We start from the raw sequence: 11,071 nt of genomic DNA on the forward strand, positions 1-11,071 counted from the left end.
ACGGGATGCCGCACCCCGCCCACGCCCACCGCTCACCGGCGCACCGCTCCCGGCCCCACCGCTTGCCCCGCCACCCCGATCTGCCGCCGCCGGGCGGACCGAGCCGCGAACTGGTCCTGCTGCGCACCGCCTACCGCCGCCAGCGCCGCGTCGCCACCCTCACCGCGCTCGGCTACTTCACGCTCTTCCTGCTGCTCTCGGCGTTCGCCCCCGCCGTGATGAACCGCTCGGCCAGCGGCGGCCTCTCCACGGGCATGCTCATCGGGCTGTGCCAACTCCCGGTCAGCTGCGTGGCGTTGCTGCTCTACGAGTACACGGCGCGCCGCCGCGTCGACCCGCTCGCCCACCGGCTGCGGCGCCGGGGCCGGCGCCCGGCGGGCGGCGGGCGATGACCGGCCCGACCGCGGAGTCGATGTCACTGGTGGCGTTCACCGCGGCCGCCACGGTCACGCTGCTGCTCTGCGTCATGACCGGACCCGACCGCGACGACCTGGAGGAGTTCTACACCGGCTTCGGGCAGCTGACCCCGCTGGGCAACGGGCTTGCCGTCGCGGGCGACTACATCTCGGCGGCGACCGTGCTCGCCACCGGCGGCGTCATCGCCCTGATGGGGTACGACGGCGTGGTCCTGGCCCTGAGCACCGCGCTCAGCCTGATGCTGCTGATGTTCCTGCTCGCCGAACCGCTGCGCAACGCGGGCCGCTTCACGATGGGGGACGCGCTGGCCCGCCGGATGCCCGGCCGGTCGGTGCGGATCGCCGCCTGCGCCACCACCCTCGTCGCGCTGACCCCGCTGATGCTCGTACAACTCGCCGGCGCGGGTGACCTGCTGGCGTTCCTCCTCGGGTTCACCAACGAGGGGTTCAAGACCGGCTGCGTCGTCGCGCTCGGCGCCCTCATGATCAGCTACGCGGCGATCGGCGGCATGAAGGGCACCGCCGTCATCCAGATCGTGAAGATGGTGATGCTGCTCGGCTCGGGCGCCGTGGTGACCGCCCTGATCCTGCACCGCTTCCACTGGGACCCCGGGGCGCTGCTCGCGACGGCGGCGCGGCAGAGCGGCGCGGGCCGCGCCTACCTCAGCCCCGGCCTGGAGTTCGCGGGCGGCCCCAGCCCCCGCCTGGACATGATCAGTTCGCAGCTGACGGTGGTCCTCGGCGCGGCCTGCCTGCCGCACGTCACCATGCGCATGTACACCGCCCGCAACGCCCGTCAGGTGCGCCGCTCGATGTCCTGGGCCGTGGCGTCCGTGGGCGCCTTCGCCCTGATCATCTCGGTCGTCGCGATCGGTGCGACGGCCCTGCTCGGCCGCCGGGAGATCACCGCGGCGCACGCCCAGGGCAACACGGCGTACCTGCTGGGTGCCCGGGCGGCGTTCGGTCCGACGGCGTCCACGGCCGAGTCGCTGCTCTTCACCACGGTCACCACCGCGCTGTTCCTCACGCTGCTCGCGTCGGTCGCCGGCATGATCCTGGCCTGCGCCAACTCGCTGGCCCACGACGTGTTCGCGTACCGCAGGCGGGAGCCGACCGCCCGCGCCGAGCTGCGGACCGTACGGATCGCGGCGCTCGCCGTCGGCGCCCCCGCGATCCTGCTGGCCACCCTGGTCCAGCACCGCAACCTCCAGCCGCTGGTCACGCTCTCCTTCTGCCTGGGCGCCTCGGCGCTGGCCCCCGCCCTGGTCTACAGCCTCTTCTGGCGCCGGTTCACCCGCGCGGGCCTGTTGGCGACGCTGCTGGGCGGCACGGCGGCGTGCCTGGTCCTGATGACGGGGACCAACCTGGTCTCGGGGTCGCCCGGCGCGGCCTTCCCCGACCGCGACTTCAACTGGTTCCCCTTCACCACGACCGGCCTGGTCTCCGTCCCCATCGGCTTCCTCCTCGGCTGGCTCGGCACGGTCCTGACCCCGTCCCACCGGGCCGCCGAACAGCGCCGCCAGTACGAGGCGGTGGAGGAGTGGATCCTGGCGGGGGCCGTCCGCCAGGAGCCCGGCGACCTGCCCGGGGCGCGCGGCCGGTGACCCGGGGCGCTCCTCGCCCGGCCCGGCTCACTTGCCGATGCGCTCCGCCGTCGCCGCCCGGCGGGCGAGCACCCCGTCCCGCAGCTCCGTCATCTCCCGCAGCGCGTCCCGCCGCTCCCGCTTGCCGAGCCGGTCGAGGTAGAGGCGGCCGTGCAGGTGGTCCGTCTCGTGCTGGAGGCAGCGCGCGAAGTACCCCCGCCCCTCGACGACCAGCTCGCGCCCGTCCTTGTCCCGGCCCCGGACGACCGCGTGGTCGGCGCGGGCCAGCGACTTGAACGGGCCGGGCACCGACAGGCAGCCCTCGCTCTCCTCGACGAGTCTGCGCCCGGCGAGCGGCTCCTCGTCCAGGACCGGGTTGGCGATGTGCCCGACGTGGCGCACCCCCCAGTCGTCCTCCATGTCCCAGACGAACAAACGCAGGTCCACGTCAACCTGGTTGGCGGCCAGGCCCGCGCCGTGCGCGACGTGGTTGGTGGCGAACATGTCGTCGATCAGCCGCGCGAGGTCCGCCGTGCCGAACTGCGCGTCCGTGACCGGTGCGCAGCGGCGGCGCAGGATCTCCTCGCCGACCTCCGTGATGCGCCGCACCGAGCCCCGCTCGACCTCCGGCCGCAGCCCCTCACCCATCGCCGCCAACTCCTCGCCTCGTGCCCGCACTTGACCAACTGCTTTGCAAAGTAGCACTCTTTGCAAAGTGATCGAAGAGGAAGCACCCGAAGGAGCGGACGCGGCCGGGAGTTCCGCGGAGGCGTCCGCCGCCGGACCGCGCCGGGCGTCCCGGCCGCTGCCCGACCACCCTGTCCGCCTCGCCCTGCTCGACCTGCTGGCCGAGCTGGGCACCGTCACGTCCTCGCAGGCGGCGGCCCGGCTGGGCCACAGCTCGGGATTGTGCTCGTTCCACCTGCGCCGGCTGGCCCGGGCCGGGCTCATCGAGGAGGCCCCGCACAGCGGCGGCCGGGTCCGCCCCTGGCGCCTGCGCTGGGACGACCCGCGCCGGGCGCCCCGCGCCCCCGACCGCAGTGTGACGGCCACCCTGCACCTGACCCCGGACGAGACCGCCGACCTGGCGGACCGCATCCAGGAGCTGCTCGCGCCCTTCGAGCGCCGCCGGGGCCACCCCGCGGGCGCCGCCCCGGTGGCCGTGACCGCGCGGCTGCGCCCGGAGCGCTGACCCCGCGGTCGCCCCGGCGGGGCTACTCCGCGGCGACCCGACCGGTCAGCGCGGCGAGCGACGTGCGCACGTGCTCCATGTGGGCCCGCATCTCGTCCCGGGCCTCGTCGTGCTCGCGCACCACCCGGTCGGCCTCGCGGCGGATGCCGTCCGCCTCGGCCCGGGCCCGCGCCAGCACCTCCGCGGCCGCGGCCTCCGCGTCCTCCTGCCCGTGCCGGGCGGCCTCCCCCGCCTCGGCGAGCGCCCGCTTCGCCGCCGACAGCCGCTCCTCGGCCCCGGCGACGGCGGCCGCCTCCCGCTCGTCGGCCGCGGCCACCAGACCGGCCGCCTCGCGCCGGGCCGCCTCGGCCCGCTCGGCGTGCTCCTCGGCCTGCTCGGCGAGGGCCGCCTCGCTCCGCCGCCGCGTCTCGGCCAGCACGGCCAGCGCCTCGTCCCGTACGTCCTTCGCGTCGCCCCGCGCGGCGGCCCGCACCCCCTCGGCCTCGGCCCGCGTCTCCCGCTCCCGGCGCGTGGCCTGCTCCTCCGCCGCGCCGCGCACCCGCTCCGCGTGGGCCCGGGCGCTCTCCCCGGCCGCGCGGGCGGCGGCCCCCGCGGCCTCGGTCAGGGCCTGGGCCTCGGTGAGCGCGGCGTGCCGCAGGGCGGTGGCCTCCTCCTCGGCCAGCTCCAGCAGGTACTGCGCGCGCTTGCCGAGGGTCTCGTAGGTCTGCGGGGCGAGGTGGGCGACGACCTCGCGCAGCCGCTCGCCCTCCGCCGCCGCCTCCTCGGCGAGGGTGGTCAGCCGCGCGACCCGCTCCCGGGCCTCGTCGCGGGCCCGGTAGAGCTCCGCGGCCCGGGCCTCCACCTGCTCGGGCCGGTAGCCACGACCTCGTACGACGACGAAGCCGTACGGCGACGCCGATGCGCCTGCACCGCTCATCTCGATCCCCTTCCACCCGTGCGACGTTCTGCGCGACTGGCGCACATCCTGGTGGATCGGAAGGAAGCGCCCATAACGCGACACACGCGGCACACCGCCCGACCCACCCGGTCAAGGATGCGTCAATTGGTGTCGAAAGTCGGAATCGCCTTGTCAGCGCGGAGCGCGCCGAAGAGCTGCCGGGCCTGAGCGCGGTTCCACACGACCACGTCGCCGACCCCGGGCACGTACGGTTCGCTCGCCACCGGCACCGTCGCCGTCCCGGCGAGCGCGTCCATCTTCGTCCCCATCGTGGCGAGGGCGCCGACCCCCGTGCCGGGGTCGACGGTGAGCGCGTCGAGCGTGGTGCGCACGAACGGGACCAGCTTCCACGGCGGGATCAGCACCGCGGGCCCGAGCGCCTTGCCCGCGACCGCGTCGAGCAGCTGCCGCTGCCGCTTGACCCGGCCCAGGTCGCCCTGCGGGTCGGAGTAGCGGGCCCGCGCGTACTGCAGCGCCTGGACGCCGTCCATGTGCCGGCAGCCCGCGTCGAAGTCGGCGCCGGACTTCTCGTCGTGCAGCCCGCCGTCCGGTACGCAGAGGGTGACGCCGCCGACCGCGTCGACGACGTCCACCAGGCCCAGGAAGTTGATCTCCGCGTAGTGGTCGAGGCGCAGCCCCGTCGCCTGTTCGACGGTCTGGGTGAGCAGCTCGGCGCCGCCCAGCGAGTACGCCGCGTTGATCTTGCCCCGGCCGTGGCCGGGGATCGGGACGTAGGAGTCGCGCGGGACCGAGACGAGGTACGGGCCGCTGTCGCCGTGGTGCAGGATCATGATCGTGTCGGTGTTCAGCCCCTCGTCGTTGCCGACGTGCAGCTGCTTGCGCTGTTCGGGGGTCAGGTCCGCGCGCGAGTCCGAGCCGACGAGCAGCCAGTCCGTGCCCTTGCCGGCCGGCGGGCGGCCGGCGGCGTCACCGAACGCCTCCGTGGTGCGCAGCCGCGAATCCGCCCAGAAGTACAGCCCGGTGCCGTAGCCGACGAGCAGCACGACGACCAGCAGCAGGACCGCCAGGACGCGCCGGGGCCAGCGGCGCCGCCTTGCCGCCCCGGCCCTTCTCCGTGTGCCCGCCATGAGCGCATGATCGGGGCGCCCGGCCGATCCCGCAGGTCGAGCGGGCGGGCCGGGCAGCCTGCTGTAGCCGGCCGGCCGGCTACAGCAGGCCGTCCCACATCTGTTCCAGCAGCACCGACCACCAGGTCTCGGGCGAGCCGAGCGCCGCGGGGTCGACCATGTTCAGCTGCGCCTGGAAGTCGACGGTCCACCGGCCCGCCTGCTCCGGGTCGAGCCCGTAGCGCAGCCGCCACATCCGGCCGAGCAGCCCCAGCGAACGCGCGAACTCGGGCAGCCCGCTGTTGACGAACTGCGGCGGCACGGGCGCGCCGGCGCCCGCCTCCACCGGCACGGCCACGATGTGCGCCGTCCCGTACTGGACGCAGAGCGCCTTGCCGAAGTCGCTGCCCATCACGAGGTACGAGCCCGCGTCCTGCGCCGGCCGCACCCCCCGCTCCTGCGCCAGCTCGGCCAGGGTCGGCACCGGGCGGCCCGGCTGGGCCTGCGCCCAGAAGAACGGCCCGAAGTCCGCGGGCAGCCCCGCCACGACCAGCGTGTGCGCCACGATGTCCGGCACGCCCTGGCGCGACACGGCCCGCTGGTCGAACCGGAACACGCCGGGTCCGAACGCGGCGGCCAGCTCCTGCGCGATGCCCTCCGGCGGGACCGGCGGCGCGGGGTGCGCGGGCGGCAGCGGCGCCCGCACCGGGGCGGGACGGGCCGGACCGTCCGCGACCTGGTGCAACTCGCCCTGGTGCGCGATGAGTTGCTGCATGCCCTGCTGCCGCGAGGCGTGGTCGGTGCCGTACGGGGCGATCGACGTGATCCGCGCCTGCGGCCACTGCTCCCGGATCATGCGGGAGCAGTAGGCGCCGGGCAGCGCGCAGGACTCCAGCTCCGTGTGGAGTTCGAGGACCTGGTCCGCCGGGACGTTCATGGCGCGCAGCTCGTGGAAGATCTGCCACTCCGGGTGCGGCGTGCCGGGCGCGGAGCGCCGGATGAGCTGCTGCTCGGAGCCGTCGGGCGCGCGGTAGCGCAGCACGGCCTGGTAGCCGGGGCCCACGGTCGGCTGACCGCCCTGCGGATATCCGTACGCGGCGGGGGCGGGCGGCGGCATCGCGCCGGGCGGCGGGGGCCCCGCGGGTCCCTGCGGGCCCGGCATCGGGCCCGGTCCGGCGAGCATCGTCGCGGCGTGGTGCACACCGCCGCCGGGGGGCGGGGGCGTGCTGCCGGGCGGATTCGGCGCGGCGGGCGGCCTGGGAGCGCCGGGTGCGCCCGGGGCGCCGGGCGGTCCGGGCGGCGGCGGGGTCTGCCCGCCGGGGCCGGGGACGGCGGGTCCGGCGAGCATCGTCGCGGCGTGGTGCACGCCGTCGCCCGGGGGCGGCGGGGTGCCGGGCGCGCCCGGCACCTGCGGCTGCCCGTCCGGGCCGAGCGAGGAGACCAGCTGCGTCGGGACGTAACCGCCCGCGGGCGCGCCGGGAGCCCCCGGCGGCGGCGGGGTCTGCCCGCCACGCGCCGGGCCCTGCGCCTTGCTGGTGGCGACATCGGCGATGTCCCGGGCCCCGGGCGCGGGCGGCGGCGTCGGACCGGCGGGCGGGAGCGGCGCCCCCTGCGGGTACCCGTACCGCGGCACCCCCGGCGGCGGCGTCCCCGGCACGGCCGAACCCGGCACGGGCGGCGGCAACGGGGCCCCCGGAGCGGGCGGCGGAGGGGGCGTGACGGAGCCGCCCGGGCCCTGCGGATAGCCGTATTCGCGCGTACCCGGCACCGGCGGAGGCGGCGGCACGTCGGCACCGCCCGGCCCCTGCGGGAACCCGTACCGCGGCACCCCCGGCGGCGGCGTCCCCGGCACGGCCGAACCCGGCACGGGCGGCGGCAACGGGGCACCCGGAGCGGGCGGCGGAGGGGGCGTGACGGAGCCCCCCGGGCCCTGCGGATAGCCATGGTCCGGCGCACCCGGCGCAGGCGGCGTGTCGGCGCCGCCCGGGTACCCGTACTGCGGGGCTGCGGAGTCGTCCAGGGCAGGGGCCAGTTCCGTGCGCGGGAGTTGGCTGCCGCCGGAGATCAGGGCGGTCTTGGCGTCCGGGGTGACGCCGGGCGGCGGCAGTTCCTCGGACAGCGGCGGCGAGAACACCGTCTCGGGCAGCGGCACCGAGCGGTCCTCCTCGTCACCCACCTCGTTCGTGTCCGTCCCGGCCCACGGCGTCGCACCCACCGGCGCGGCGGGCACGGAGTCCTGCGGCTCGACACCGCCCCGCACGGCCGCGGCGGGGGCGTCCGACGCGGCGGGGACGGAGGGAGCGGGAGGGGCTGAGGGGGACCCGGGGCCTGAAGGGGCGCCGGGACCCGCGGGGGCCCCGAGGTCCCTGGAGGCGTCGGGGGCCCATGGGCCAGGGCCCGCGGAGGCGCCGGGTCCTGCGGAGGCCCCGAAGTCCGCGGACACTCCGCGGCCCGACGAGCCGTCGGGGGCCGGGGACGCGCCGGGCGCCGAGGCTCCTCCGAAGTCCGCAGACGCGCCGGAGCCCGCAGAGACACCGGCACCTGCCTGCGCACCGGGCTCCGAGGCAGCCGCGGCCGGGGGCTGGGCCCCGAAGTCCGAGGAAGCCGCAGCCGGGGCCTGGGACCCGAAGTCCGAGGAAGCCGGGGCCGGGGTCGGCGCCCCGGGCTGCTCCGTGGCAGCGGCGGCCGGGGGCTGGGCCCCGAAGTCCGAGGAAGCCGAGGCCGGGGCCTGGGATCCGAAGTCCGAGGAAGCCGGGGCCGGGGGCTGGGTCCCGGGCGCCGTGGCAGCCGCGGCCGGGGGCTGGGTCCCGGGCGCCGTGGATGGCGTGGCCGGGGGCTGGGTCCCGGGTTCCGGGGATGGCGTGGCCGGGGGCTGGGACTGCGGGTCCGGGGATGCCGCGGCCGGAGCCGGAGGCGTCGCGCGGTGGTCCGGGATGCCGAGCTTGTCCGCCGCCTCCTGCAACCACTCCGGAGGACTGAGCAGGAACGACGTCTGGTTCAGATCCACCCGCTCGGGCGCCCGCGGAGCGACCGGCCCGGCCGGCGCCTGCGGCACCCCGTACTCCTCCTCGTACCGCCGGATCACCTCGCCCACGGGCAGCGCGGGCCAGAGCGTGGCCTCGCCGCTGTCCCGGGCGATCACCAGCCGCTGGCGGCCGCCGTCGGAGACCGGCCCCGCCTCGCGGTCCTCCGCCCACACCACGAAGCCGAGTTCGAACTCCCGCACCCGCACCTCCCGGTGCTGATAGCCGGGCACGTCCCCGTTGATCCATTCCTCGGCGCGCTCCTGCGCCTGCGCGAACGTCACCATCGGACCTTCACCCCTCGTCACGGTGCGTCGGAACGGCACGCGCGAAGCCGCCGTCCACCATCAGGTTCGCCACCGTCTCCAACTCCGGCGGATTGCCGGCCAGCCGGGACAGGAACACGTCGAAGTCGTCACCGCACGGCAGCAGCAACCGCTCCACGCGCTCGGCGGCCGACCAGCCGGCCGTGTCGCCGCCGTCCCGCGCGTCGTCGTACGCGCAGAACCACACCGACCCGGCCGCCGCCCCCCGCACCTTCACGGCGAGGATGCCGCCCTGCACGAAGCCGACGGCGAGATAGTCCTTGGTGAGGTGATCGCGCAGGCACTTGTTGACGTACACCACGTCGTTGACCGCGGCCTCGTCGCGCACCGTGAAGAACGGCTGGTCGACCAGGAGGCCCAGCTCGGCGTCGAGCGCCGCCCCGACGGGCGCGCAGCCACCGGCCGCCTTCAGGAACGCCCGGTAGGCGCCGGGCAGCCGGTACCCCAGGTCCTCCTCGACCGCGAGCACCTGCTGCTCGCTCACCGCCACCGCCGACTTGGGCAGCCCGAAGTGCGCGGGCCGGGTGTCCTGCAAGGGGCGGGTGCCGCGCTTGTGCTGGTCGACGGCGGTCGTCGCGAGCCCACCGTGGTGCCGCAGCAGCGCCTTGACCTCCACGGGCACCAGCTCCAGGCGGCGCGAGCCGCGGACGTGGTGCCAGGTCCAGCCGTGCGGCGTCGCCACCGCCGGGACGGTGTCCCACAGTTCGTGCCCGGAGGCCGCCAGCGCGGCGTTGGCCGACACGTAGTCCGTCAGGCGCAACTCGTCGACGCCGAAGCCCTCCGGGGGCTCCGCGATCTCCGCCGCGGCCCGCGCGTACGCCGAGAAGTCCGGGTAGCCGTCGCTGTCCACCCGCACCCCGCGGGGGTGCCGGGCGGCGCGGACCGGGTCAGGGAAGTGCACTACCTGCCCGGCGTAAGCCGCGTTCGGCGGCGCGGCCTGCTGCCCGAGCCGACCTGTCGTCATGGCGGTTGCCCCCTGCGGCGCTGTTGACGGGTTCCGGTTCCGTACCGAACTCGTGCTCTGTTCTGACACGTATCGATCGCGGACAACGACAGCCTATGCGGTTGTACGACACGGGTCACCGGGCCTCCGCATCCATGACCTGCAGTCACCCCCGTGTCACCACCCCGTGACGATCGGGCGTGTCGCCGGGAGCCGACTACCGCACCGGCCACCCCGTTTGGCACTCTGTGCAGGCAACCTGGGGGATTGCAGGAGGGGAAGCACCACATGCACAGCGGCACCGCACAGCCCACCGCCGAGCCAACCGCGGCGGCCACCACAGCAACGGACGCAGCCATGGACACAGCCACGGACGCGCGGTCCGGTGACGATCCGCGCGTCGGCTGGAGCGCCACCGGTTCCGCCGACGTCCCGGTCCTGCGGGGCAGGCGCGACGGCATCCTGCCCGCCGTCGCCGCCGCGCTCTCCGTGCGCGGCAGCACCCTCACGTCGACCGCCGCGCGCGGTGAACCGGCGCCCGCGCTCCACCCGTTGGTGCAGGACTTCCTGGACACGCTGACGAGCACCCAGCGCGACCGGTTCACCGGGCGGTGCGCCGAGACCATCCTCATCTCCCGGCACCTCGCGACCAGCGACGCCGAACGCACCGAGAAGTCCAAGCGCGCCCGGCGCCGGCCGATGACCGTGGGCGAGGCCCGCAAGGCCCTCAAGCACGCCAAGCTGACCACCCGGCGCATCCGCGAGGACGGCGACCCGCTGCACGGCGGTTTCGCCCGGCCCTGCCGTGCCTGTGCCGCGCTGACGGCGCATTTCGGGGTACGCGTCGTCGACCCGACCGCAGACACAGCCGAGAGCGAGACCGTCCACTGATGCCCACGCCGCACTCCACCGCCGTGGACCGCACCTCCAGCACCCGCTTCACCGTGCCGGTCGACGCCGCGCTGCGCGCCGCCGGCTGGCAGCCCGGCCGGTGGGACATCAAGCAGGCCGAGTTCTGGGCGGACGCGTTGCGCACCCATGTCTCGCCGGCCGGTCACCGGCATGCCGTCTTTCCCGCGGCGGTGGAGGTCTGGGCGGAGTTCGGCGGCCTGCACCTCACGCCCACCGGGCCCGGGCGGCAGATCGCGCCCGTCCAGCCGCATCTGGATCCGCTGCACGGGCTGCACATGGCGCGGACCCTGGGGGATCTCGGCCGGGCGCTCGACACGGAGGTGTGTCCGCTCGGGGCGGAGGCCGGTACGGAGGCTCTGCTGGCCGTCGACACGGAGGGGCGTGTCTACGCCCTCGATCACAGTGGGGACTGGTATCTGGGGCCGGGTATCGATCACGCCCTGGAGCTGATGATCACCGGCATCCGGCCGCCGCGCCTCCAGCCTTCGCCGTAGCCCGGCCGTCACGAGCCCTTGAGCGGGGCGGCGCTTCCCCCCGGCCCTTTCATGCCCGGCCCGTCCCTACGCATCCCTCTCGTCGTGGCTGGTCGCGCAGTTCCCCGCGCCCCTGAGATGCGCACTGCGTGCGCCATCTCATCGGGCCGCTGGGGCTGCGGCGGAGCCGCATGCTCCA

The 11,071-nt window shown here is 75.9% G+C and carries 10 protein-coding genes; 5 read left to right on the forward strand and 5 right to left on the reverse strand.

From position 1 onward, the window contains the following. Nucleotides 1-5 precede the first annotated feature (5 nt). Nucleotides 6-392 carry a DUF485 domain-containing protein gene (locus tag ACIBW6_RS19815; RefSeq protein WP_399061238.1) on the forward strand — a complete coding sequence of 129 codons (387 nt, stop codon included), beginning with the start codon at nucleotides 6-8 and terminating at the stop codon, nucleotides 390-392. Continuing rightward, nucleotides 389-2,020 carry a cation acetate symporter gene (locus ACIBW6_RS19820; protein ID WP_399061240.1) on the forward strand — a complete coding sequence of 544 codons (1,632 nt, stop codon included), beginning with the start codon at nucleotides 389-391 and terminating at the stop codon, nucleotides 2,018-2,020. The genes ACIBW6_RS19815 and ACIBW6_RS19820 overlap by 4 nt, the downstream gene beginning before the upstream one ends. A 27-nt stretch (nucleotides 2,021-2,047) precedes the next feature. Here the strand turns inward: ACIBW6_RS19820 and def are convergent, their stop codons facing one another. After that, a complete protein-coding gene (gene def, locus ACIBW6_RS19825; protein WP_399061527.1) occupies nucleotides 2,048-2,647 on the reverse strand; it encodes a peptide deformylase in 600 nt (199 codons plus the stop codon). Nucleotides 2,648-2,714: 67 nt separating this feature from the next. On the opposite strand from def, the gene ACIBW6_RS19830 reads away from it, so the two are divergent. Next, nucleotides 2,715-3,191, forward strand: a complete 477-nt coding sequence (locus ACIBW6_RS19830; protein WP_399061242.1) for a helix-turn-helix domain-containing protein — start codon at nucleotides 2,715-2,717, stop codon at nucleotides 3,189-3,191. Between the two features lie 22 nt (nucleotides 3,192-3,213). On the opposite strand, the gene ACIBW6_RS19835 is transcribed toward ACIBW6_RS19830, so the two are convergent. The 4 genes from ACIBW6_RS19835 to ACIBW6_RS19850 form a co-directional block, all read right to left on the reverse strand. Further along, nucleotides 3,214-4,107 (reverse strand): cellulose-binding protein, encoded by an 894-nt coding sequence (locus ACIBW6_RS19835; protein ID WP_399061244.1) that lies wholly within the window; start codon nucleotides 4,105-4,107, stop codon nucleotides 3,214-3,216. 122 nt (nucleotides 4,108-4,229) lie between these two features. Continuing rightward, nucleotides 4,230-5,216, reverse strand: coding sequence for an LCP family protein (locus ACIBW6_RS19840; RefSeq protein ID WP_399061246.1), 987 nt, complete (start codon nucleotides 5,214-5,216; stop codon nucleotides 4,230-4,232). Nucleotides 5,217-5,295: 79 nt separating this feature from the next. Further along, the gene (locus ACIBW6_RS19845) at nucleotides 5,296-8,505 is read right to left on the reverse strand and encodes an SUKH-4 family immunity protein (RefSeq protein WP_399061248.1); all 3,210 of its coding nucleotides are present in this window, start codon (nucleotides 8,503-8,505) and stop codon (nucleotides 5,296-5,298) included. Between the two features lie 7 nt (nucleotides 8,506-8,512). Next, nucleotides 8,513-9,508, reverse strand: coding sequence for an SMI1/KNR4 family protein (locus ACIBW6_RS19850; RefSeq protein WP_399061250.1), 996 nt, complete (start codon nucleotides 9,506-9,508; stop codon nucleotides 8,513-8,515). A gap of 336 nt (nucleotides 9,509-9,844) precedes the next feature. On the opposite strand from ACIBW6_RS19850, the gene ACIBW6_RS19855 reads away from it, so the two are divergent. Continuing rightward, complete coding sequence (locus ACIBW6_RS19855; protein WP_399061252.1) at nucleotides 9,845-10,378, forward strand: YwqJ-related putative deaminase; 534 nt, start codon at nucleotides 9,845-9,847, stop codon at nucleotides 10,376-10,378. Then, on the forward strand, nucleotides 10,378-10,893 hold the full coding sequence (locus ACIBW6_RS19860; RefSeq protein ID WP_399061254.1) for an SUKH-3 domain-containing protein: 516 nt from the start codon (nucleotides 10,378-10,380) through the stop codon (nucleotides 10,891-10,893). The genes ACIBW6_RS19855 and ACIBW6_RS19860 overlap by 1 nt, the downstream gene beginning before the upstream one ends. Nucleotides 10,894-11,071 lie beyond the last annotated feature (178 nt).

This window comes from Streptomyces sp. NPDC049813 (assembly GCF_044465085.1).
Lineage (GTDB): Bacteria > Actinomycetota > Actinomycetes > Streptomycetales > Streptomycetaceae > Streptomyces.

Bases quoted from the DNA above. Each gene is read 5' to 3' on its own strand.
- ACIBW6_RS19815 (WP_399061238.1), top strand. From the start codon at position 6: ATGCCGCACCCCGCCCACGCCCACCGCTCACCGGCGCACCGCTCCCGG.
- ACIBW6_RS19820 (WP_399061240.1), top strand. From the start codon at position 389: ATGACCGGCCCGACCGCGGAGTCGATGTCACTGGTGGCGTTCACCGCG.
- def (WP_399061527.1), bottom strand. From the start codon at position 2,647: ATGGGTGAGGGGCTGCGGCCGGAGGTCGAGCGGGGCTCGGTGCGGCGC.
- ACIBW6_RS19835 (WP_399061244.1), bottom strand. From the start codon at position 4,107: ATGAGCGGTGCAGGCGCATCGGCGTCGCCGTACGGCTTCGTCGTCGTA.
- ACIBW6_RS19840 (WP_399061246.1), bottom strand. From the start codon at position 5,216: ATGGCGGGCACACGGAGAAGGGCCGGGGCGGCAAGGCGGCGCCGCTGG.
- ACIBW6_RS19845 (WP_399061248.1), bottom strand. From the start codon at position 8,505: ATGGTGACGTTCGCGCAGGCGCAGGAGCGCGCCGAGGAATGGATCAAC.
- ACIBW6_RS19850 (WP_399061250.1), bottom strand. From the start codon at position 9,508: ATGACGACAGGTCGGCTCGGGCAGCAGGCCGCGCCGCCGAACGCGGCT.
- ACIBW6_RS19855 (WP_399061252.1), top strand. From the start codon at position 9,845: ATGGACACAGCCACGGACGCGCGGTCCGGTGACGATCCGCGCGTCGGC.
- ACIBW6_RS19860 (WP_399061254.1), top strand. From the start codon at position 10,378: ATGCCCACGCCGCACTCCACCGCCGTGGACCGCACCTCCAGCACCCGC.